Below are 24074 nucleotides of genomic sequence, written 5' to 3' on the forward strand. Positions count from 1 at the left end.
CGATGATCAACGGTGGCCGCACCCATGCCCGCGCCGGCCCCTACCAACAAGATCACGATCTACGGCTGTAGTACTAGTCAGGCACTGCCGTTGGACCTCTTCGCTGACGTGTCGCTGAGACGGATGGAGCACTTCGAGGACTTCGAAGTTTCCGGCGAATCCAGAGGGCTCGCGACGCCTCCTATTGATCCAGCGCGAACCATCTGCCCGCCAGGAAAAACATGACAAAGCGAGAAATAGTAATCCATGCGCTCAACTTAAGTGTCACCTCCAGCCGCTTTTCGAGTGGCTCGGCCTACCTGAAAGGGCCTCTCAAATCTCACCCCCGCCCGCAGCTACGGGCCTTCGATCCGGGCAGATCGGCTACCGAAACGCCGTGGCCGCTATCTGTTCTAGCACTTTTAGATCTCCGTGGGCGCTGGACGTCTCGTGCGGGAATGGAACTACCAGATCAGTGGCGCCAGCTTCCCGGTATTGCGTCGCAAGGTCGACAAACACTTCCACTGATTCAAGGATCGATCGATCCTGGGTTAGGTGCACGAGCCTGCGGATGGTGAGTGGATCACGATTCTCGTTCTCGCAGATTCGCGAGAGTTGACTGATTTGTTCTCGCACCAGGTCTGGCGTCGCACTCGGTGCGATCAGACCGGGCTTGGGGGAGTGTCCGTTGGTCACCCAGATATCAGCGTGCCGAGCAGCAGTCCGCATGCCTCTCGGGCCGGTGGCTGCGACGGCGATCGGTACCCGAGTGCGAGTCCGACCATCCGGATCGATACAGGCTCCTTTCGCTCCATAGTATCGCCCCGAGTGGTCGGTGTTTTCCGTGCGGAGCAACTTGTCCGTCAGCTCGACGAACTCCTGGAACCTTGCGGAACGCTCGGCTGCCGACCATGGTTCCTTCCCCATCACCCTGGCATCGACACCGCTGGATCCGGCTCCCAGCCCCAGTATGAAACGCCCCTCCGACAGGTCATCCAGCGTCACGATCTCTTTCGCGAAAGGCACCGGATGGCGGAAATTGGGTGAGGACACCAGGGTTCCCAAGTGGATTCTCTCCGTTATCCCCGCAGCGGCCGCAAGTGTGGGCATTGCGGCATACCACGTGTTCCCAACGCGCTCACGCCAGGCCACATGGTCGTACGTCCATGCATGATCGAAGCCCATCTGGTCGGCCAGACGCCAAGCACGCTGAGCGGACTTCCAGTGCTCTGACGGGAGAATTCGTGCACCGACCTGCATATTACCTCCTATGATCGGGCTCGCGCAGGGAAGGGGCGTCCATCTGCTCGGGCAATTTACGCATGGTGCGAAGCGGAGACAGGAAGTTCGGGAGGATGCTCAATGTCATTCCCACAGCGCCGATCCACAGAGTGGCCGTTGCCCCGAATGCGGATCCCGAGACTCCGCCCAAGAATCCGCCGAGTGGAATACCACCCCAGGACACGAATCGGGCCGTTGCGCTCATGCGACCCAGGAGATGATCCGGCGTGAGGGCTTGCTGGAAGCTCGATTGAGCCACGACGCGGACGACTCCGCCCAGCGAGAGTGACGCGAGTCCGACCGCAGCCACGTACAGGCTCCAGCCCGGTTGCGCCAACGGCATCAAGGCTGTCAGAGGGCACGTGACGAGGGGGGCGAGCCAGATGACGGGGCCCTGACCGACCCGCGTGGAGATCCTGGTAGCCAGCAATGCGCCCAGCAGGGCGCCGCAGCCCATTCCCGACAGAACAAGGCCGATACCGAAGGAACCGAGGCTCATCTCTCTCTCCAGGAAGATGAGCAGCATGGCTTGGTACATGACCAGGAAGAGATTGAATATCCCGTCTCCTAGCATGATTGCGCGCAAGGCAGGATACTTGAGAACGAACTTGAGCCCTTCCTTGATTTCCCGGCCCAGTTGAGGGCGCTCACTCGGCTCCGACTTCTCTTCACGTTTACGGATGCTGATCGCGAGCAGACCCGACATGGCCATCCCGATCGAACTCACCAATAGTGTCGCAGGGGCTCCGACTGCTCCGACCATCGGGCCCGCGATCGACGGCCCGCTGATGCTGGTCACCGAACGTATCGCCGACAACCTTGAGTTTCCCTCGACAAGATGGTCGCGGCCCACCAGGTGTGGCAGATAGCTGACGTACGCTACATCGAAGAAAACAGTCAGAATCCCGTGAAGCAATGCGACCGCATAGAGCCACCAGATCGTCAGCAAGTCCGCCGACCACGCCACCGGTATCGTCAAAAGAGCCAGCGCCCTTGCCATATCGGTGCTGATCATCACTGACCGCTTCCGCATGCGGTCCACCCATGCCCCTGCTGGCAGGCCGACGAGGAGTGAACCTGCTGTGGTCATCGCGGTCAGCAACCCGACCTGGAACTCATCGGCATCCAAAGCCATGATCGCCACCAGGGGAAGGGCCAGAAAGAGGATTCGATCTCCCAGCTGACCGAGCGCAGTGGCGGCAAACAGGCGTCCGAAGTCCGGATCCCGAAGGAGTCCGAGGCGAGAGGATTTTGGCATTCAAGCACCTACTAGGGGGAGAATTGTAAGGGTCACGCCATAGCCTGGTGAACCAGCTGACTGTAAGCCTCTGTCACTGCGGTGGTCGTCTTGCCTACCCGGTACTCGTGCCCGTCGATCGCCCGTACGGGTTGGATCTCGTATGCCGTGCCAGTGAGGAAGCACTCATCGAATTCGCCAAGTTCCCGGGGGAGGACATGTCGTTCGACCACCTGGATTCCGAGGTCGGCTGCCAGGTCGAGCACCGTCCTGCGGGTGATGCCAGCAAGGAAGCAGTCTGCCACGGGCGTGTGCAGAGTCTCCCCGGCCACGAGAAAGAGGTTGGCCCCGGTGGCCTCCGCGACATAGCCGCGGTAGTCCAGCAGCAGGGCGTCGTCGAAGCCGGCTCGGTGGGCGGCATCGCGTGCAAGGGTGCAGATGTTGTACAAGGAGGCCGCTTTGGCCCGGACAGGAGCGGTTTCCGGCGAGGGGCGCCGCCAGCGCGAGGTGCCCAATCGGATGCCCCGCTCTTTGGCATCGGCCGAGAAGACGTGGGGCCACTCCCAGGTGGCGATGGCGACATGGACAGACGTGTCCCCACTGGACACGCTGATGTGCTCGCTGCCACGCCACGCCACCGGTCGGACATAGCCGTTGTCGATGCCGTGCCGACGGACCGCTTCGAGCGTCGCCTCGTTCAACTCCGCGACGCTAAAGGGAAGTTGGTAACCGAGTTCGCGTGCCGACTCGTGGAGCCGCCGGGTGTGCTCAGCCAACTTGAAGACGCGGCCGTCGTAGACGCGTTCGCCCTCGAAGACACTGCCGCCGTAGTGGAGACCGTGGGTCAGGACGTGCAGTCGGGCGTCCCGCCAGGGAACGAACCGACCGTCGAGCCATATGACCCCATCGCGGTCGTCGAGAGCCGAGATATTCACTGCACGCGTCACCGCAGAACTCCGACACTCTCCAGTCGACTGTCCACCGCGAGCACTTGGTGGATGGTGAAGACCATGGGCACCGGGCCGAAGTCCCGCAGGACTCGCAGTCCACGTTGTTCAGCTGCGACGACGGTCGTGACGCATCCCTCGCTGAGGCCGGCAGCGCAGTCGATAGCAGCCTGGGAATTGCTCAGCACCAGCCGCGGCTCGGCGCCCTCCGGGACCAGTCCGATCGGGGCGGGATGTGTGGAGACGATACGAGGAGCTGCCTGTCCCGTACTGGCCAGCACCATGTTGTGGGTCGGCATGACGAAGCTGTCGACCATGTGCAGACGGTGCAGGTTCTCGAATGTCAGCGTGTGCAGTGCGGGATATACCGCGCAGGCCACCAGCGCGTGTTCCCCGTCATCGGGCACCGCGTCGAGGGCAGTCTCGAGCGATGAGTGAAGTTCGACCTTCCCGTCAATGCCGCGTCTGTCCAGCCATTCATGCGCCGCGGATTCCAGGTTGGTCCCGTGCGGGCCGAGCGTGTGGACGTAGCGAATGCTTCCCATGGCTGCACCCGTAGGGTGACTGGGCTCGTTCATGTTCATTGCCTAGGCCTTTCAGAAGAGTGATCCAACTGGTGAGGTGTCACGAATCCAGCGAGCGGGTGATCCTTTTTTGCTCCGGACCATCCTTTTCGGGTTCCTCGGCCGTTTCCAGCCTCTTCGACGCAAGCGCGTGGACCGCTACCGTGCCGCAGGCCAGGCCCGCCAGGACTCCGGCTCGCCAGTGCGACCTCCTCCAGTTGTCCGGGCCCGTGCCGTCTTCGTCACCCGCCAGCAGATTCCGCCAGGCTGAGAGCAGGCGCACCGCGGTCACCTCCCCATCGCTGAGCCGCGTCCATGTGGTCCCGGTCGCCGAGCAGTTCCCAGCGCTGCAGGGTGAGGGGGACGTTTCCCTCGCGCCACAGACGGCCCAGGAAGGAATCGAGCCTGAAGGCCTCGCCCTGGCGCTGTGCGGCGTCAGCGAGGAGACCATGGATCTGGATCTTTCCGGATAGGTAGCTCAGCCCCTGTCCCGGATGCCCGGCGAAGAAAGCTGCTTCCTCCCACGCCGTGGCGTGGTCCAGGGGAACCTGCTCGGCGAGCCTGGCAGCGGCCTGTTCCAGGGTGAGTTCGCCGATCGCCAGGGAGATGTCGACCTCCACCCGCAGAGCACGCAGGCGCATCGCGTTCACCACGAACAGGGTGCTCGCCGGGACGTTTTCGAACAGTCCCGCCTGCAGGGCGAGTTCCTCGGCATGGAAGGCGATGCCCTCGTTGACTGTCGAGTCGTAGTAGTGGCGCCGCACTGGATCGGGGTGACGCCAGGAGAGCGCCGACTGCCAGGCGTGGACGCCCTCGTGGACGACGCCCACGCGCGGATCGAAGGCCTCGACCCGCTGGAAGTAGGGCAGGTCCCTTCGGGGTGGACGCACGTACCGCAGGGCATCGTCGCCGGGGCGCTGTGCCGAGGCGATGTAGTGCGGGACGCCGAGCCACGTCAGCGGTTCCAGGTACGCCGGCATGGGAGCGTTGCGGTAGTGGCGCAGGTCGTCGGGCAGGTCAATGATGCCTTCGCGGCGCAGGAAGGCCCGGATGTCCTGCTCGTCGGTGCGCTGTTGCTCGACCTGCCGCGCGGTGTCGGCGAGGAGCGCCGGCTCGACCAGGTCCCGGTGGCGGCGGCGTAGCACGAGCTCGGCCGCGGCGGTGCGAGTGTACTCCTGGCGGCTCATGTCCAGCAGTTGCCGCATCGAGTATGGCAGTAAGGCCACATGGTGCAGGAAGTAGCGGAAGGCTTCCGGGCCGATGCTGATGGGGGCGTCGAAGGTGGGCAGATGCTCCCGCAGCCATTCCCGGTAGTCCACGAGTGCGCGCTGCGCGGCGCCAGTGGCGGCGGCGAGCCCTTCCGCCTGCGCGGAGGCCAGGAGCGGGTTCAGCGCCGTCATGGCCGTCCCCAGTGCCTCGTCGGCGGTGTCGAGCAGGTGCAGCGCGTACTGGGCGAAGGGTCCCGCCGCATGCCCGATGAGGTTTTGTTTCGCCTGTTCCAGGATGTTCGGCACGTGGCCGAGGAGAGTCACGACCTCCTGGTCGCGCGTGCCGGGCCACGGCCTTGGCTGGAGCAGCAGGTTGTAGAGGGGCACCAGAGCCTGGTCGACGTAGAAGCAGGGGTTTCGGCGCCAGTCGCGCAGCAGGTCCAGCTCCCAGTGCACTCGGGCGAGAGCGGAACCTAGCAGGGCGGCGTCGACCTGGTCGGCGACCGGTTCCGCCGAAACCTTCAGGTCGCCATGGCGGCGTGTGAACCCGGCCAGGGCACGCCGCCGTTGAGAGATCGCGTCGGGCGACCAGTCGGGCAGCCAGCCTGCCGGTCGCTCGACCCGGGTGACATCGTCGTAGGAGTCGGGCTGGGCGGCGATACGCCATTCCCAGAACTCCTCGGTCACGCGGTCGAGTTCCGCTCTGCCGCCGCTCATCGTCCTCTCCTCGCTTTCGATCTGTCGGGCACCCGGGGAAGTCGGGCCCTCATGCGGTCAACGAGACGTTGTAACCGCGCATCCAGCGATCCACCTCGATCAGGGGCAGGAGCAGGTGCAGGTTGTCCGCCATCGTCATCATCTGGCCCTGCCCGGAGGCGAGTTCACGGATCTTGGGCACGTCGAGTAGCCCGGCCAGCGGCGAGTCGCCGTCGTCCAGTACGGCGTCCAGCGCGGCGCGGACCGCCTTGGCGTGGGCCGGCGAGAAGGTGGCGGGGTAGGCGCTCTTGCGGCGTTCGAGCACCTCGGCCGGGAGCAGGTCGGCGACAGCGGCACGCAGCAGGCTCTTCTCGCGGCCGTCGGCGACCTTCATCTTCCACGGCACGTTCCACACGTACTCGAGGAGCGTGTGGTCGCAGAACGGCACCCGCACCTCCAGGCCCACGGCCATGCTCATCCGGTCTTTGCGGTCCAGGAGATAAACGAGCGGCCCCTGCAGGCTCAGGTAGAGCACCTCGCGCATCCGGGCCTGAAGGCCTGACTCGCCCGTCAGTCGCGGGACACGGGCGCGGAGCGTGGCGTAGCGGTCGCGTTCGTCGTCGTCCGGGCGGATCCGGGCCCGGACGTCGGGTGCCAGGCAGTCGGTGAGCCGCGGGCTGTTGCCGAGCCAGGGGAAGGTGTCACCCCAAACGGTGTCCTGATCGAAGAACCAGGGGTACCCGCCGAACACCTCGTCGGCCGCCTCCCCGGACAGGGCGACCGTGGACCGCTCCCGGATCGCCCGGAAGAGCAGGTACATGGAGGAGTCGAACTGGCCGAGACTGGGCGTGTCCCGGGCGAGCAGCGTCTCCGGTACGACCCCAGGCAGCGCCTCCGGGTCGAGCATCAGTGAGGTGTGCTCGACGCCCAGGTGCGCGGCGGCCGCCAAGGCGAACGGGGTGTCGCGTTCGGGGCGCAGGGCAGTGGCGCGGAAGTCGTCGTCGGCGCCCTGGAAGTCCACGGAGAAGGAGCGCAGCCCCGGCGGCTGGTGTGCGGCGGCCATCGCGGTGATTGCCGACGAGTCCAAGCCGCCCGACAGCAGCGTGCACAGCGGCACGTCCGCTATCAGCTGGTGGATGACGACGTGCTCCAGGATCTCGCGGACCCGGGTCGCGGTGGTCGCGGTGTCGTCGTGATGCTCCCGGCTCACCAGCCGCCAGTAGGGCGTCTCGTGGGCGCCCGCCCGGTCGAAGCGCACCATGTAGCCCGGCTGCACCTGACGCAGATCCGTGAAGGGCGTCTCCCACGGCATGGACAGGCGGGGGTTGAACAGGATGGGGAGCTTGTCCTCGCTGGTGCGGGCCGTGAACAGCGGGTTGGCCAGGACCGCCTTGGGCTCGGAGCCGAACAGCAGGCCCCCGTCGTAGACGTGGTAGTACAGGGGCTTCACGCCGAGCCGGTCGCGCACCAGGAGCAGTTCCTCGCGGCCAGCGTCCCAGATCGCGAAGGCGAACATCCCCGTCAGGTGATCGACGAAGGCCGCGCCCCACTCCAGATAGGCGTGCAGCAGGACCTCGGTGTCGGACACCGTCTCGAACCGGTGCCCGCGTGCCGTCAACTGGGCCCGCAGCGCACGGAAGTTGTACACCTCACCGCTGTACGTCAGCACCACCGGCGCCCCGGTCGCACGCGGGTGGACCACCATGGGCTGCTTGCCGCCCTCCAGGTCGACGATGGCAAGACGTCGGTGACCGAGGGCGACGTGCGGGGCGAGCCACACCCCGTCCGAGTCCGGGCCCCGCCGGTGCAGGGAACCGGTCATCGCCTCCACGGTCTGCCGTTCCAGGGTGAGGTCCCGGGAGAAGTCTATCCAGCCGGCAATGCCGCACATCATGCGCTCCTGGTGCAATCGTCAGGGAAGGTTCGGGTGGACGGCGGGCGGCTGCCGCGCGGTGTCCGGGAGGCCGGCGAGGAAGTCGTCGAAATGGACGAGGCGCTGCCCCCGTACCCCGGGACAGTTCCAGCGCAGGTCGAGCCGGGGCGGACGGTCCTCGTCGTGGAAGTAGACCGCCTCGAAGCCCTGCTCCTGCCCGAACGCGAGGACGGGGTTGGCGGCCAGGAAGTCGCGGACCGACGGGCTGTCCCGGCGGACCCGCAGCATGAGCCGCTTGCCCGTGAAGTGGTTGCCGGGCAGGGCCACTTCAGGGTGCATCTTCCGTTTGAACTGGAAGATCCCCTTGCTCAGGAACGGCTCGCACCCCGACAGGTCCACCCGGGTGAGGCCGTGCTCGGCCGCCCATTGCAGGATCAGCACATACATCGCCAAGTAGGTCCCGGAGGCGTACGCCTCATCATCGCCCCGGGCCACGCCGGCCAGGCGGACGACCAGCGTCCGCCCTTCGAGCCGGCACAGCATCCCCGCCACCCGGCGGCCCGACTCGCACAGGAAGAACAGCACCCCGCGCCGGAAGAGACACACCAGCGCACTGTCCCGGTCCTCCGAACGGGCGGCATCACCATGCCTGTTCACCATGGTCGGCCGGTGCATGCCGTCGTAGAAGAACGCGAAGTCGTCCCCGCCGGCGGCCACTTCGAGCGTACGGTGGTGAGAGCGCAGTTCGCGCGCATGCTGCTGCCGTGCCTTGCGGGAGAGCCTGCCGAGCACGTCCTGCGGGTCGGGTCCGACCGGCACGGCCAGAGTGACCCGGAACGGCAGCAGCAGGCTGTGCCGCGGCAGCCGGGCCGGGACGCGGTCGCGCAGCATCCCGACCGCGAGGATGTCGGCACCCGGGGCAACCCGGCCGTGCATCAGATCGGCCCACGTCGTGCCCCGCCGGGTGCGCTGCGACGCCGTACCGCGCCGCTGCTCCAGGAAAGGCAGTACGTGCGTCAGGCCCTGGGACAGACCGCCGTACGCCAGCACCGGGCCGGCGCCGTCCGGCCGGGACAGCGTGACCCGGGGCCGCGCGGCGAGAGCGGCATCGGCCAGGGTGTGCGCCCGGACGACGCGAGGGTCGGCGCTGTTGTTCCAGACGTACCGCCAGGTCGGTGGGATCACCCCGCATCCACCGTGTCCCCGGCGGTCAGACCGGAGCCGGCGGGAGCGGACGCGAGGGCGGCGTCGCGGCCCACGACACAGTTCTCCTCGTCCACGAACACCACGCTGGGCACGAGCTTGGCCGCCTCCTCGTCGGGCACCGTCGCGTAGGCTATGACGATGACGAGGTCACCGTTCTGGACGAGGCGGGCCGCCGCACCGTTGACGCCGATGACGCCACTGCCGCGCGGCCCCTCGATCACATACGTCTCGAGCCGGTTGCCGTTGTTGATGTCCACCAGGTGGACCAGCTCGCCGGGGAGCAGATCGGCGGCGTCCATCAGATCGGCGTCGATGGTGAGTGAGCCGACGTAGTTCAGATCGCACTGGGTGACCGTGGCGCGGTGGATCTTGGATTTCAGCATTGTACGGAACATGGATGTTCCCTCTCGGGCCGGTAGGCCGGTCGGGCCTGGGCTAGGCGTGGGCGGCCGCGAGCACGACCTTGGCGAGGTCGTCCGCGGTGGCAACGCGCGTGAGGTGTTCGTCCCGCAGCGGGGCGAGCAGTTCGTCGCTGTAGTAGCCGGAGGCGTGCACCACCACGTCGGTGTCTGCCGTGATCAGGCCGCGTTCGCGGGCCACGAGCACACCGGTGATTGCCTTGACCAGGGACCACTCGCGGATCAGGGCTGGGTCGGCGGCGAGCGTGATGCCGGCGTCGGCGGCGAGCGAGCGCACCTCCTCGAACTTGTCGAGGCACTCCCGGCGGGACACCACGACACCACCGCCTCCGTGCCGGGCGACGATCTCGTTGACCTGTGTCCGTGTCGGCGGTTCCTTGGTGTAGAAGGTGGCGTCGATCACCTCCTGCGGGTGGTCCGTGACCGCGGGGAACTCGGCCGCTGTGGACTGCCGCCAGAGCCCGGACTCCTCGTCGTGGGTGTACTCGGGAACCTTCATGCCGAGCAGGCTGGTCACCATGTCGGCCGTGGCGAGCTGCTGGACCAGGAAGAACCCGGGGTGCCGGGCGGGCGTCGGCAGGCCGGTCGCACCGTCGCCGAGCAGCTGGTGCCCGAGGTGGTAGCCGAGCAGGCCGAAGGCGCTGGAGACGGCGTGGGCGTGGAGGCGTGGCGCGGACCGCTCGGTGACGGGCAGCAGTTCGGCCTCCACGAAGGCGCGCGCCGCGTCCGCGATGCGGTAGTTGTCGAGGTCGAGGGTGTACCAGATCCGGAAGCCAGTGGTGTCGAAGACCTCCGCGGCGGACCGTTCGACGATCTCGCTGCTGAGCAGCTTCACATCGCCCGGCCGCTCGACATCGGCGACCACCACGGGATTCGCCGTCCGCAGCGACGGCTCGGCGGTCAGTGGGCAGTCGCGCAGCTTGGACCGCGACGCCTCGGGGGCGAGGATGACGATCCGCAGCTCGTCGGGAGTGGCCAGGCCGGTCTCGTAGGCGCGGGCCACCGCGTCGCGCAGCGCCGTCCCCTTGTTGCCGGAGGTCGGCGTGACCAGCAGCACCCGCTCGCCGGTGCGGCGGATGTGCGCGGCGGCGCGGGCGATCATCAGCAGCGACGCGACCGTCTTCGTCGTCCGCGCACCCGGATTGCGCATCAGGTCCAGCAGGTACAGCTGCGGCCGGACCTGGGTCAGGCCGACATCCGTGACCTCGGTGAACCTGGTGAACGCGGCTGATTTCGCGTCCATCTCCAGAGGGATCAGCGGTGGCGCGGTACGCACGGCAGCGGTCTTGCGCGCGGCCGCCTGGATCTGCTGGAAGTACCGGTCGAGTACGTTGCGCACGACCTGGCCGGTGACGGCCGCCTGGCCCACAGCGGGCATGAGGGATCCACTCCTTCGGGAAGCTGTTGGATTCGCGACGATGACGTCGTTCATGTCGTCGATGGGCACAGAGCCCTGCCGGACGGGGCGGCTCAGTGCCCGGCGCGGCCCGGCCCGGCCGGAGAGTGCAGCCAGCCGTCCGGATCCGGGGCCAGCCCGTGGTGCAGATCGGTCAGCGCCCTGCGCAGCGCCAGCGTGACCGGGCCCGGCTTGCCCTCCCCGATGGTCCAGGTGCTGCCGCGGTCCACGACGGTGCTGATCGGGGTGACCACGGCGGCCGTTCCGCAGGCGAACGCCTCGGACATCAGGCCCGCGTCGCACTCGGTACGCCACTGGTCCAGGGCGATGCGTTCCTCCACCGCGTCGTAGCCGAGGCGTTCGGCCAGGGTGAGGATCGTGGTGCGCGTGACGCCGGGCAGCAGGGTGCCGGTCAGCTTCGGAGTGACCACCTGAGCCTGCGCTCCCTGGCCACGGACCAGGAAGAGGTTCATCCCTCCCATCTCCTCCAGATAGCGCCGCTCGGCGGCGTCCAGCCAGAGGACCTGCTGGCAGCCCGCGGCTTCCGCCTGACGCTGGGCCAGGAAGGAGGGGGCGTAGTTGGCGGCCACCTTGACGTCACCGGTGCCGCCGGGGAAGGCGCGGCTGTACTCATGGCTCGCGAAGACCGAGACCGACTCGACGTCGTCACCGAAGAAACCGCCGGCGACAAAGGCCATGACCAGGAACCGGTACGTCCTCGACGGTCGCAGCATGAGCGACGTGTCGGTCCCGAACATGATCGGCCGTACGTAGATGCTGTGGGCGGGATCGTCGGACAGGCTGCCCTCGTCCGCGTTGATCAGCTGATCGATGGCCGCCACGAAGGTCTCGACGGGCAGCTCGGGCATGGCGAGCCGCTGGCAGGAACGCTGGAAGCGCGCGGCGTGGTCGTACGGACGCCAGACACCCATCGAACCGTCGGCGCGCCGGTGGGCCTTCAGCCCCTCGTAGGCGACCTGACCGTAGTGCAGGCCGATCATCCCGGGGTGAACGGACAGGTTCTCCAGCGGAGTCATCCTGCCCTCGGACCAGCCTTCGCCCTCGGTCCACTCCATGCTGATCATGTGCTCGGTGAACGACTCGCCATGGCCAGGGTGCCGCACCACACGGCTGGGTGAGGCGGTGCTCGGTTCGGATATGGCGGACATGTGGGCGGCTCCTTCGGAAGGGTGGTCTCAGACGAGAGGGGCGAAGAAATAGGTGTCGCGGCTGGAGAAGAGGCCGTCGGGACGCACGGTGAAGCTGTCGGCGAAGCGCAGGTGCACCGGGGTGCCGTCGTGCAGCTCGCCCTGGAACTTGCCGAACACACCGACGGTGTGACCGTCCGTGAGCAGCGTGGTCAGAGCGTGCCGGCCGGCGCGGATAGTCCGGTCCCGGCCGTAGAAGCCGCGCAGGCCCTCGGGTCCGACCATGAGGTCGTAGCCCGGCCGCCGGTATGCGCCGTCGGGGGCGAACAGAGCGGCCAGGCCGTGCACGTCTCCGCTGTCGACCAGGTCGTAGAAGCGGCGAACCGTGCGGATCGCGAGCTGTTGGTCGGGAGCGGTGGTCACTGTCGTCGTACCTCCTCGATGTGGACGGGTGGTCATGAGTTGCCTCGGCGGCGGGCGGTCAGCACGGGTCCGGCGGTGCGGGCCGGTGCGAGCCGGCCGACGAGGACGGCGACCGTGGGCGCTTCGAAGACCGACTTGATGGACAGCTCCGCCCCGAGAGCCGAGCGGACTCGGTTGATCAGCTTGGTGACGTGCAAAGAGTGACCGCCCAGCTCGAAGAAGCTGTCGTCGATGCCGACCCGGTCGATTCCGAGAACCTCGGCGAACAGGTCGCACAGCACGGCTTCCTGCTCGGTGCGCGGTTCACGGCCGTCTCCGCGCGGAGCGAGGACGGGGACCGGCAGGGCGCGGCGATCGAGCTTGCCGGTCGCCGTCATGGGGAGCGCGTCCACCGGGACCACCGCGGACGGCACCAGGTGGTGGGGCAACCGTTCGGCCAGGAACGCACGGACCGCCGCGGGATCCACACCGCTGCCGTCCCGGGCCACGACGTACGCCACCAGACGCTTGTCGCCGGGCACGTCCTCCCGCACGACGACCGCGGTACGCACCAGCCCCGGGTAGTCGGCCAGCGCCGACTGCACCTCACCGGGTTCGACCCGGAAGCCGCGGATCTTCACCTGGTCGTCGGCACGTCCCAGGTACTCCATGACTCCGTCGGCCCGCCAGCGCACCAGATCGCCGGTGCGGTACATGCGTTCGCCGGGCGGGCCGAAGGGGCAGGCGACGAACCGCTCGGCTGTCAGGTCCGGCCGGCCGAGATACCCGTGGGCGAGCCCCACCCCGGACATGTAGAGCTCACCCACGGTCCCCGGAGCCGCCAGGGCGAGGCTGTCGTCCAGCACGTACAGGCGCTTGCCGTGCAGGGCCCGCCCGACCGGGATGGAGGCTCTGGCACCGTCCCCGGCGGTGATCCGGTGGGCCAGGGTGAAGATCGTCGACTCGACCGGCGAGTAGCCGTTGATCAGCCTGATCTGCGGGAACTCCCGCAACAGCCGCATCACATGGTGCACCGACGCGGCCTCCCCGCCGGTCATCACCTGCTGCAGGCCGGTGAAGGTCGCCGGGTGCTCGTCCAGCAGGAAGTTCAGCAGGCTCGCCGACACATGCAGCGTGGTGATGCCGTGCTCCCGGACAAGGGAGGCGATGACCGCCGGTTCGGGGCGCCGCCCCGGCTGGAGCACACACACGCCGCCAGAGAACAGGGCACCGAACAGTTCGAGCGCGAAGGCGTCCCAGGACACGGGCGAGCACTGAAGCCACACCTGGGAGGGCTCCATCGCCGCGAAGTCCTGGCCCAGCATCGTGCCGACGATCGCGCGGTGCGGAGTCACCACGCCCTTGGGCGCGCCCGTCGAGCCCGACGTGAACATCACACAGGCGGCGTCCTGCGGGTCGGCACGGTGCCCGAGCCCCTGGGCCAGCTGCCGGGCGATCGCCTCCGCGTCGGCGTCGACACGCACGAGCAGATCGGGACGCACGGGCAGCCGCCCGGCGAGCTCCGTCCCGGTCACCACGGCCCGGGCAGAGGCGTGGGCGAGCAGCGCCTCCACACGAGCGACCGGCAGGTCGGGGTCGAGCATCGTGTACGTTCCTCCCGCCTTGAGCACGGCCAGCACAGCGACCACCAGCTCGATTCCGCGCTCCAGATACACCCCGACGACATCGCCGCGCCGCAGCCCGGCGGCGACGAGGTGGTGGGCCAGCCGATCGGCCCGCACATCCAGCTCGCGATACGACAGCCGCTCCCGCTCGAAGATCAGGGCGTCGGCGTCCGGCCGCTCCGCCGCCCGCTGCTCGAACAGCTCATGCACCAGACGGTCTGCCGGCTGCCGTGCCGGTGAGCCGTTCCAGTCGACCAGCAGCGTCCGGTGCTCGGCGTCCGACAGCACCTCCAATCGGCTCAACGGCCGCTCCGTGTCAGCGAGTGCCGCCTCCAGGAAGCGAACCAGACGATCCGTCAGGGCGACGATCGACGATCGGTCGAACAACTCGGCGGAGTACCTCACCGAGATATCTATGCCGGCCGCGGACCCGTCCGAGTGGTGTCCCTCGGAGAGCTCCATGACGAGATCGATGGCGGTGAGGTTCAGGTCGAGCACCCGCGCCTCGGCTGCCAGGCCGGCGAACTCGGCCTGCGCTGTGGTGAGTTCGCCGGGGGCCAGCAGCACCTGGAAGAACGGGTGGCGGGACGGGGGACGAGCGGGTGCCAGTTCCTCCACCAGACGCTCGAAGGGCACGTCCTGGTGGGCCTCGGCCTCGACGGCGGTCTTGCGGACCCGCGCGACGAGTTCACGGAACGAGGGGTCACCGGACACATCGGTGCGCAGCACCAGGGTGTTGACCGCGCCGGCCATGTCTCGTCCGGGAGCGGGGGTGCCCAGGGGAATGTCTGTGCCCACGCCCAGCCGGGACAGCAGGCCCGCCATGGCTGCCTGGAGCACCAAGAACACCGGCACCTGATGCTCCTGCGCGAAAGCGATGAGCCGTTCGTGCGGTCCGGCCCCGATCCGTCCCGCATGAACCGCGGCGCGCAAGGACGGCGAGGCAGGGCGGGGCCGGTCGGTGGGCAGGGCCAGCTCTTCGGGGAGATCGGCCAGGACACGGCGCCAGTGCGCGAGTTGCCGCGACAGCTCGCTCCGCCCGTCGGGCACCGGTGCCTCACCACAGAGGCGCACGTCAGGCGTGCCGCCCTGGCACCGCGCGGTGTAGGCCGCGGCCAGATCGCCGAGCACCTGATCGAGCGACCCGTACGCACCGGCCGGGTGCCGTGTCACCAGCAGCACCACATGGTCCTCGGCGCTCACCGAGAACAGCTGAGCGTGCACGGACGCCTCGCCCGCTCGCACGCAATCGCGCACGGCCGCTGCCAGAGTGTTGTGAAGGTCCTCCTCGGAGCAGTGGTGCACCGCCCGGGGGAGTCGTGTCTCCGGTACGAGGTCAGTCACCGCGTCCCGCAGGGCGTCCACGTTCAACGGTCCCCGCAGCCTGATGCTCAACGGGACGGTGCTCTGCGGGCGGGGACCCTCCGGTAGGTCGTGAAGCCAGAGCCGGGCCTGATCGAAAGTTGGTGGAGTCATCGAAGATTTCCCAAGGGGCAGCCGGTCAACTGGTCGCGGGAGCCGCCGCCGAAGGCGGGCACAGGCCATAGATCCTCGGGCCCCAGGGAAGCGGGGGCGTACTTGCCCAGCGCGCTGATCAGCAGCCGCAGTTCGAAGGCCAGACAGGACACCAGGCGGGTCAGTCCCGCCGCCGGATCCTCATCTACGGCGATGAGCGCCGCGCGCCCGAGTCCGACGGCGGTGGCACCCAGAGCCAGGCACTTGACGGCTCGGCTGCCCTCCCACATTCGGCCGGAGGCGAGCAGGCACGCATCACGGTTCCCGATCCGGGCCAGGCCTTCGCCCAGCGGCAGTCCGACCTGGCCGATCGTGGCGAGGGGGGCCCAGCCGGTGCCGCCCTCCGCCCCGTCGAGGACGACGGCGTCGGCGCCGGCTTCCCACGCGGTGGCCGCGGCGTGCGCGATGTCCCGCCCGGGATGCAGCTTCACCCATACCTTCACCCGGGGGAAGTTGTTGCGCATCAGCCGGATCTGCTGGCGCAGGATCTCCTCCGTGAAGGTCCCCGCGCTGCCCGACCGCAGGACCTCATCGGCGTCCCGGCCGAAGATCTCGTCCATCGCGAACTGCTTGTCCACCTGCGCGGCGGCCGAGCGGTTCAGCAAGGTCATCCCTCCGAGGCCGGGCTTGGCCCCCTGACCGACCTTGAGCTCGAACGCCAGCCGCCCGCTGTCCAGCAACGGCCTGGCGGACGGGTCGCTGTAGACGAGGTTCCACACCTCGGCATCGGCGTCCTCGGTGCTCTGCTGGATCACCAGCCCGCCGTAGCCGTCCGGCAGTTCCTCCTGGTAGGCGGCGAGCCGGACGAGGACACTGCGACGGGTCTGCTCACCGGCCCTGCCGTAGCCCGTCATGGGCACGATGTTTTCGCCGATGGCCATCGGGATTCCCAGACGACCGGCCTGCCGGCCGGCATTCAGCACCTGCTCCGTGCCGGCGGCCCTCGTCGATCCGAAGGCGGACACGTAGAGCGGCAGAGTGGAGCGCAGGCCACCGAGCACCGTGTCCAGGACCACGTCGCTGTGCAGGGGTTCCCGGCCGAGTTCGAGCAGCTTCTCCAGGCGCTGCGGCATGAACACGGGCGGGGTCAGCCGCATGCCGTCCAGGGGATCGCCGGTGCCGGCGGGCGCCGGGGCCGAGCCGAAGAGGCGTTGTCCGTAGTCCCGCCGGTCGGGGAAGGCCGCCGCCATGCCCTCGCGAGCGCGTCTTCGGACCGCTTCCTCGTCGAAGCCGTGGGTGTGCAGATCGGTCACGGCGACACCACTCCCGGCAGCTTCGGGAACGCGGACGCTTGCCAGACACTGTCGAGGCCGGCGATGTAGCGGGTGAACCGCTCCAGGCCGATCCCGAAACCGGCGCTGGCGGGAATGCCGTCGCGCAACAGGTCCAGATACCAGCCGTACTTGGCCGGGTTCTCGCCGGTCTCTCGGATGCGGCTGACGATGCGCGTGTAGTCGTACTCCCGCTCACTGCCGCTGCACAGCTCGCCGTAGCCTTCCGGGGCCAGCAGGTCGAAGTTGCGCAGCACACCCGGTTCGGTCTGGCTCTCACGGTCGTAGAAGCCGCGTGACCCCTTCGGGTAGTCGGTGACGAACACCGGCCGGCCCAGGTGGCGGGACAGCAGCGCCTCACCCGACCATTCGATCTCGGTGTCCGTGTTCTGCGCATGGCCCAGTTCCCGGAGCTGCTCCAGGGCCTGAGTGTGTGTCATGGACGGAAACGCCTGTGTGACCAGCGATTCGAAGGCCGAGGGATCACGTCCCAGGGTCTCCAGCTCCGCCGGCAGATCGGCGATCACCCGCCGCACGATCTGCCGGACCAACTGCTCCAGAACACCGGTGATGTCCTCGCGGGAGGCACCGGCCATCTCGACGTCGATCTGATGGAACTCGGCGAGGTGCCGGCTGGTGTTGGTGGTCTCCAGCGGCTCCAGGCGAACATTGGGCGCGATGTAGAAGATCTTGTCGTACGTCAGCAGCGAGGCCTGCTTGTAGAGAATGGCACTGGTCATCAGCTTGTACCGGTGGCCGTAGAAATCCACGTCCACCTGCTTCGAGCCACGGGTCCCCGGGTCGGTCACCGGGCCGATGATCGGCGGCAGCATCTCCACGAACCCGGCCCCGGTGAGGTGCTCACGGGCCACGGCCAGCATGTGCCGCTGGACGGCCAGCACAGCCCTGGTGATGTCCGAGGTGAGGTGCTGCCGGAGCGGACCGGGGGACGGCAGCGGCTGCTCTAGCAGCGCGGACTCCGGAACATGCGTCATGAGACGGATTCCTTCTCGTGTCGGGTTCGAGTGACTCGGGAGATCGTCGCGCCGGCCAGAGCGAGCTGGTCGTAGGTGCGCTCGGCGAAGGAGAGGGAGCCAAGCAGGTCGGCGGACGAGAGCCGGACTCGGCCGTGGACCGTTCTGCGCACCGGCATCGAGCCGACGTCGCACCAGTGCAGCCGTCCTTCGCCGTCCAGGTAGCTCCGCGTGCGCCCGACGTTGTCCGGATGCAGGCAGTACGGAACGTCCAGCAAGCCCGTCGCGAACGCCTGGACCAGCGCCCTGCCGACGGAGGGGGCGAGAGCAAGAACGGCATCGATGATCGTCCGCGCCTCGTCGAGGATGCCGGTGTTCTCACTATCGGCCGCTGTGCGCCCGGCCGGTTCACGTGCGGCGGCTCGCGCGGCGAGCTCCAGGGCCGCGACGTTCTCCGCGATGTTCGGGATCCGGTACGCCTCGGCGGCGGTCTTGACGATGAGCCGGGCCGCACCGGTCCGCACCGCCAGCCGAGCGGCGTCCTCCAGGAGCAGCGCGGCCCCGGCGGACGTACGCGGAAACACCCCCATGTACGCGTAGAGAACGATGTGCCAGTCCATACCGCCCAGCAGTTCCCCGGCGATGGTGGCGAGCGCGGCGATCGCCTCTTCGTCCTGCGTGGCATTCGTCTGCTGCGCATAGCTGAGCGAGACGCTGCACAGCCCGTGCTGCTTGAAGAAGAGCGCCTCCAGCACCGACAGAGCGACCAGCAGACCGGGCGGGCACAACTGGCCCATCATGCAGCCGCCGAACGTCTCCAAGTGCGGCTCGGCGCCCGTCTGCTGTAGCCGCGCGAACATCTCACAGCAGCGAGCCCAGTCCGCGACGGACTGCTCCAACGGGTTGCGGCTGTACGGCAGACAGTAGGACACCGGGCCGCCCTCGGTGGCGGCTAGTCCCGCAGCCGTCAAGGCCTCGAAGATCGCGTAGGGAGAAGGCGAACCGTGCCGGACCTGGACCGGGAAGTCCGGGCCGGCGATCCCTTCGATGACGTCGAGCGTGGTCGCGGTGCCGTGGGCCACGATGGGGTAGCCGTTGAGCGCCACGCCCTCGGCCAGCGAGCGACGAGCGAACTCGTGGGAGTCCAGGCGGGTATAGCTGTCCAGCGTGATCGTGCCCACCGTGACCGCGTCGGCCTGCCGGGTGGCCAGCAGCCCGGACCGCATCAGCTGCGGGTCACTCATTCCCATCCGCGGCTGGACCACCAGATGACCGGCGTGCTGAGCGGCGCCGACGAAGGCCCCGAAGGACCTGACCGACGGCCCGGTGCCGGGCCGGCTGCCGAGGTGCCGCACGGGCCGTGCGTGATCGCCCCCGCTCATCGCGTCACCCCGGACGGCAGCGACTGGACGAAGTCACGGAAGCTGACGATCCCGGCACTCTCCTCGAAGACCGCGTCGAAACCGGCCTCGATCAACTCCCGGGAGCCGCGCCCTTGTTCTCCGCCAGCGATGCCGAGCTTGCCTCCGATGACGAGGGGTGTGGCGTGCAGTTCGGGGCAGTCGCGCAGCAGCCTCACCACGCGCTTGCCGTCGACGAAGCCGTGCCCGTTGACTGTGGAGACCACGATCAGATCGGGACGCCGGGCACGACATTCGTCGACCACCAGCTGGTCGGGCACACAGGCGCCGAGGTTGGTCACCCGGTGCCCCAGCTCTTCGAGGAGGAGCTGTAGGTAGACCAGATTCCACGTGTGAGCGTCCGAAGCCACGCTGGTAACCACGACGTCCAGGCCCGCGATGTCGGGTGGATGCGCGTAGAACTGCAATTCCACAGTCGTTTCCCGTCGAACGGCTTGACCTGAACTAATTGCTTGCGCCGACCAACGCGGCGACATTGCCCGGTGCCTGTACACCTTCGAGAAGGTGCTGATGGGCCTGGCCGATCTGGTCGAAGGTGTAGGTGTGGCCGAGATGGGGAGGCAGAAGACCCATGTCGACCAGACGTGTTACGGCCTGGCACTCTCGCGGATTGGCGAAATGAGACCCCTGGAGCCGCTTCTGTCGCATCCAGAGATATCTGAGGTCAACGTCGACATCGAAGCCGGACGTGGCACCGCAAATCACGATCATCCCACCCGGGGCGCACACGAAAACTGACGTCGGTATGGTGTCGCTGCCAGGATGTTCGAACACTATCTTGGGAGACGCCTTTTCGCCAAGGATATTCCAGATCTCCCGCCCGAAGGCCCGGAGATCGGCGGCCCATCGTTTGTGTTCCTCGGTACCGGCTGGCGGGACGCGTCCCCAATGGTGGTATTCGGTGCGGTCGATGACTCCCGCGGCGCCCAACTCCAGGCAGTACTCGGCCTTCTCCGGAGACGACACCACGGCAATGGGCTTTCCTCCCATCTGGAGCGTCAGGGAGATGGCCATCGAGCCGAGCCCGCCGGACCCGCCCCAGATGAGGACTGCGTCCCCGGGCTGCACCGTGTTGGGCGGCCAGCCGTTGAGCTGCCGGTACGCCGTAGCACCGGTGAGCAGGTACCCCGCCGCCTCCGCCCAGTCGAGCCGCGCGGGCTTGTGCAGACACTGGAACTCGGCCACCAGCGTGAACTGGGCGAACGACCCCCAGTTCAGTTCGTACCCCCACACCTGCTGCGACGCCGCGAGCATGGGATCGACGCCCAGCCGGACGTCGGGGTCGTCCTCTTCCCACCGGCAGCCGGAGAGTACGACCTCGTCGCCCACCTTGACTCGTCGTACTCCGGCTCCGACCTTCCAGACGATGCCGGAACCCTCCGAACCGCCGATGTGAAACGGCTCATTGCTCCCTTGCTTCTGCCGCATCGCGACGACATCGACGGGCTTGCCCTTGGCGGCCCAGACATTGTTGTAGTTGATTCCGGCGGCCATGACCGCGACCAGAACGAATCCCGGCGGAACCTCGGGGGTGTCGACGACTTCTGTCCGGAATGCCGTTTCCGGATCGCCGTACCGCTCGGGACGAATCACCGACGCGTACATGGAGCGGGGGACGGTCCCGAGTGGGGGAAGATCTCCCACTTCGTACAGAGTGCTGGTGCTCGAGGAGTCCAACGCAATCTCCCGTTTTAGAATGATGAAGGTTCGGACGACAGGCCGCTAATCCCGGAGCTTCGCCATGTGCCGCACGATGTCGTCGGTAATCAGGCCAATGCTCGGGAGCCGCATGATCGAGTAGTGATCTCCCGCCAGGTCCGACACTTCGATCGTGTTGACGAAGGGGCTCCAGACGGCTTCCAGGGAATCCATCCACTGGTTGTCGAGGGCGGTGTACAACCGAAGGTCGCAATGGACGGGGCGTGGCACGAACGAGGCCATCGCATGGAGCTGGAATTTCCTGATCCTGAGGTGGGATTCCACCGCGCTGTGACCCAGCAGCAGGATGTCGTCGCTCACCCCGGCCGCTCGCAAGACGTCCATCGCGTCCGGCCTGATCCCGTTCGGCTCGTCGGTGCTCCGCAGGCCGTCGATGTCCGCGAGCAGACCGTCGATGGTTTCGGTGTCCTCGATGGTCCGCTTCCGCACCTGCTCCGACGGGAGCACGGAATCGATCACGGCAAGCATGCCGACGTCCAGGTTCGACGCCCCGGCCTGCCTCGCCATCTCCATCGCCACGAGCCCACCGAACGACCAGCCGGCCAGACAGTAGGGCCCTTCGGGGTCGAGCTCACGAACGGCCGCCAAGTACAGCGCGGCCTGCTCGGTGATGTCTCTCTCCACCGCGGTCCCGTCCGCCGGCACATCGATCCCGAGCACGTTCACCTGCCCGTCGAGCTGATGGGCCAGATGGGCGTAGGCACTCGTGCCGCCACCGATCTCGTGCACGCAGAACAGCGTCGGACGAGCCGGTACGTGGGCGTTCAGGCGCACGATCTCCGGCGCGGACGGATCCGGCACCGACAGGGCCCGGACCGCCTTACCGGGCGACCGCAAGCCGGCACCGAGGCCGGCGACCGTCGGAGTCTTCAGGATGTCCTTGGGCAGCAGATGGAAGCCCCGTGCGCGGGCATCGACCACCACTCGGGTGGCGAGGAGGGAGTGTCCGCCGAGGTCGAAGAAGTTGTCGTGGATGCCGACCCGGTCGACGCCGAGCACCTGGCCCCAGATGCCGGCGATGGTCGCTTCGACTTCGTCCCGCGGCGCCACGTACGAGGCGGCGAGGTCGGACCGGTCGCCGTCGGGAGCGGGCAGCGCCCGGCGGTCCACCTTGCCATTGGGCGTGAGCGGCAGCTCACTCAGGACCATGAAGGCACCGGGCACCATGAAGTCGGGCAGGCTGTCGGCACACCAGCGACGCAACGCCGACGCTCCCGGCCGCGCACCGGGTCGCGGCACCACATAGGCGGTCAGGCGTTTGTCCCCCGGAGAGTCCTCCCGGACGTCGACCACCGCCGACGCCACGTCCTCGTGCGCCACCAACCGTGCTTCGATCTCACCCAGTTCGACGCGGAAGCCGCGCATCTTGACCTGGGTGTCGATCCGGCCGAGGAACTCCAGGTCACCGCTGGGCAGCCACCGGACCAGGTCACCGGTGCGATACACCCGACGGGTCTTTCCACCGATCTCCACTTCGACGAACTTCTCGGCGGTCAGCTCCGGCCGGTTCAGGTATCCCCGCCCCACTCCGACTCCACCCACCAGCAGCTCCCCGGGCACACCGACCGGCACCAGCCCGTCGGCACGGTCCACCACGAACACCTCGGTGTTCGCAACGGGACGACCGATCGGCACACCGACATCCGCGGACGCGATGATCGCCGTCGTCGCGGTGACCGTGGTTTCCGTCGGACCGTAGGCGTTGACGAGCGGAACCGAGAACCGCTGGAACCACTGGGACACGAGCGCCGCAGAGAGCGCCTCACCCCCGAGGACCAGCCGCCGGAGCGAAGCCGCCTTCGAAGGATCGAGATGAGGGAGCATCTGCTCCCAGACCGCGGGAGGCAGATTCGCGGCGGCGATCTCCCGGCCCATGATGATCTCGGCCAGCTCTTCCGGCGTCCACTCCGCAGCCCGCAAGACCAGCTGTCCGCCCGCCAGCAGCGTGGTGAACACGTTCTCCGTACCCACGTCGAACGTCATCGAGGCGAACTGAAGAAACGCGTCACCCTGACCGAGCCCGTAGTGCCGCCGCATGTCCCAGACCCGGGCACTGAGTGATCGGTGCTGGATCATCACACCCTTGGGGGTGCCGGTCGATCCGGAGGTGTAGATGACGTAGGCGAGGTGGTACGGGGTGGTGTGGTGCTCCGGGTTCGTGTCGGGGGAGTCGCTGATGGTGTGGGTGTCGATGCACACCGTCTGGGCGCTGTGGTCGGGCAGGTGGAGGCTGCTCCGGGTGACGAGCACGGGGGCGGCGGTGTCGGCCAGCATGAAGGCGAGCCGTTCGGCCGGATATTGGGGGTCGAGTGGGACGTAGGCGCCGCCGGCTTTGAGTACTCCGAGGAGTGCGACGATCATGTCGGGGCTGCGTTCGAGGCATACGGCGACGAGGGTGTCCGGGCCCACGCCGAGGGTGCGCAGGTGGTGGGCGAGCTGGTTGGCCTTGGCGTTGAGCTGGGCGTAGGTGAGTTCCTGGTCGCCGAAGACCACGGCGGGGATGTCTGGGTGTTCGGCGACCTGCGCTTCGACGAGTTCGTGAACGCACTGGTCGCGGGGGAAGTCAGCCGCAGTGTCGTTCCATTCGACGACCAGCTGGTGCTGTTCCTTGTCGGAGAGCATGTCCAGGTCGCTGAGCGATGCCGTGGAGTCCGCCACCACCGAGGTCAGCAGGTTTTTGAAGTGCCCGGCCAGACGCTCCATGGTCGGCGCCTCGAAGAGGTCCGTGCTGTAGAGGAGCAGACCCTTCAGCCCCTCGCTCGTCTCCTGGACGGAGAGGGTCAGGTCGAACTGGGCCACTCTCGATGCGTTGGGGTAGGTGTCGATGTCCAGGTCGGCGAACTGCCAGGCCTCTTCCCAGGCGTTCTGGAGGATGAACATGACTTGGAAGAGGGGGGTGCGGGAGAGGTCCCTTTCGGGGGCGAGCTCCTCCACGAGCCGCTCGAAGGGCAGGTCCTGGTGCTCGTACGCGGCAAGGGTGGTCTCTTTGATCTGGGCCAGGAAGTCCTCGAATGAGGGGTCCGGGGAGAGATCGCCCCGGATGACGAGGGTGTTGACGAAGAACCCGATGAGGCCTTCGATCTCGGCGCGGTTGCGGCCGGCGATCGGAGTGCCGACGGCGACGTCGTCGCGGCGGGCGTAGGTGCCCAGCAGGATGTTGAACGCGGCCAGCAGCACCATGTAGAGCGAGGTGC

The 24074-nt window shown here is 67.7% G+C and carries 18 protein-coding genes; all 18 read right to left on the bottom strand.

Features of this window, described 5'->3' with window-relative positions; translation table 11 throughout:
• Positions 1–363: 363 nt before the first annotated feature.
• On the bottom strand, positions 364–1239 hold the full coding sequence (locus RMT89_RS36010; protein WP_315887971.1) for an LLM class flavin-dependent oxidoreductase: 876 nt from the start codon (positions 1237–1239) through the stop codon (positions 364–366).
• A gap of 1 nt (position 1240) precedes the next feature.
• Entirely contained in the window at positions 1241–2518 is a 1278-nt protein-coding gene (locus RMT89_RS36015; protein ID WP_315887972.1) for an MFS transporter, read from the bottom strand.
• A gap of 32 nt (positions 2519–2550) precedes the next feature.
• Positions 2551–3444 (bottom strand): branched-chain amino acid aminotransferase, encoded by an 894-nt coding sequence (locus RMT89_RS36020; RefSeq protein WP_315887973.1) that lies wholly within the window; start codon positions 3442–3444, stop codon positions 2551–2553.
• Positions 3441–3989 (bottom strand): bacilysin biosynthesis protein BacA, encoded by a 549-nt coding sequence (locus RMT89_RS36025; RefSeq protein WP_315887974.1) that lies wholly within the window; start codon positions 3987–3989, stop codon positions 3441–3443. Before RMT89_RS36025 ends, RMT89_RS36020 begins: the two co-directional genes overlap by 4 nt.
• A 260-nt stretch (positions 3990–4249) precedes the next feature.
• Positions 4250–5932, bottom strand: coding sequence for a DUF885 family protein (locus RMT89_RS36030; RefSeq protein ID WP_315887975.1), 1683 nt, complete (start codon positions 5930–5932; stop codon positions 4250–4252).
• 49 nt (positions 5933–5981) lie between these two features.
• Positions 5982–7805: an asparagine synthase (glutamine-hydrolyzing) gene (gene asnB, locus RMT89_RS36035; protein ID WP_315887976.1), complete on the bottom strand. Its 1824-nt coding sequence runs from the start codon at positions 7803–7805 to the stop codon at positions 5982–5984.
• Between the two features lie 18 nt (positions 7806–7823).
• Positions 7824–8969, bottom strand: coding sequence for a GNAT family N-acetyltransferase (locus tag RMT89_RS36040; protein WP_315887977.1), 1146 nt, complete (start codon positions 8967–8969; stop codon positions 7824–7826).
• Positions 8966–9385, bottom strand: coding sequence for an aspartate 1-decarboxylase (gene panD, locus RMT89_RS36045; RefSeq protein ID WP_311307032.1), 420 nt, complete (start codon positions 9383–9385; stop codon positions 8966–8968). Before panD ends, RMT89_RS36040 begins: the two co-directional genes overlap by 4 nt.
• Before the next feature lie 40 nt (positions 9386–9425).
• Entirely contained in the window at positions 9426–10787 is a 1362-nt protein-coding gene (locus RMT89_RS36050) for a DUF6002 family protein (RefSeq protein WP_315887978.1), read from the bottom strand.
• 92 nt (positions 10788–10879) lie between these two features.
• Complete coding sequence (locus tag RMT89_RS36055; protein ID WP_311307034.1) at positions 10880–11974, bottom strand: branched-chain amino acid aminotransferase; 1095 nt, start codon at positions 11972–11974, stop codon at positions 10880–10882.
• 27 nt (positions 11975–12001) lie between these two features.
• On the bottom strand, positions 12002–12376 hold the full coding sequence (locus tag RMT89_RS36060; RefSeq protein WP_315887979.1) for a nuclear transport factor 2 family protein: 375 nt from the start codon (positions 12374–12376) through the stop codon (positions 12002–12004).
• Between the two features lie 32 nt (positions 12377–12408).
• Positions 12409–15375, bottom strand: coding sequence for an amino acid adenylation domain-containing protein (locus RMT89_RS36065; protein ID WP_315887980.1), 2967 nt, complete (start codon positions 15373–15375; stop codon positions 12409–12411).
• 77 nt (positions 15376–15452) lie between these two features.
• Positions 15453–16748, bottom strand: a complete 1296-nt coding sequence (locus tag RMT89_RS36070; protein WP_315887981.1) for a glutamate synthase-related protein — start codon at positions 16746–16748, stop codon at positions 15453–15455.
• Positions 16745–17761, bottom strand: a complete 1017-nt coding sequence (locus RMT89_RS36075; protein WP_315887982.1) for an asparagine synthetase A — start codon at positions 17759–17761, stop codon at positions 16745–16747. The genes RMT89_RS36070 and RMT89_RS36075 overlap by 4 nt, the downstream gene beginning before the upstream one ends.
• Positions 17758–19122, bottom strand: coding sequence for a methylaspartate mutase (locus tag RMT89_RS36080; protein ID WP_315887983.1), 1365 nt, complete (start codon positions 19120–19122; stop codon positions 17758–17760). The genes RMT89_RS36075 and RMT89_RS36080 overlap by 4 nt, the downstream gene beginning before the upstream one ends.
• Positions 19119–19574: a cobalamin B12-binding domain-containing protein gene (locus RMT89_RS36085; protein WP_311307040.1), complete on the bottom strand. Its 456-nt coding sequence runs from the start codon at positions 19572–19574 to the stop codon at positions 19119–19121. The genes RMT89_RS36080 and RMT89_RS36085 overlap by 4 nt, the downstream gene beginning before the upstream one ends.
• Before the next feature lie 31 nt (positions 19575–19605).
• On the bottom strand, positions 19606–20838 hold the full coding sequence (gene ccrA / locus RMT89_RS36090) for a crotonyl-CoA carboxylase/reductase (protein ID WP_315887984.1): 1233 nt from the start codon (positions 20836–20838) through the stop codon (positions 19606–19608).
• 45 nt (positions 20839–20883) lie between these two features.
• Positions 20884–24074 (bottom strand): amino acid adenylation domain-containing protein (locus RMT89_RS36095; RefSeq protein WP_315887985.1); only part of this gene is annotated, 3191 nt, incomplete at its 5' end.

The sequence above is a fragment of the Streptomyces sp. P17 genome (genome assembly GCF_032436805.1).
Taxonomy (GTDB): domain Bacteria; phylum Actinomycetota; class Actinomycetes; order Streptomycetales; family Streptomycetaceae; genus Streptomyces.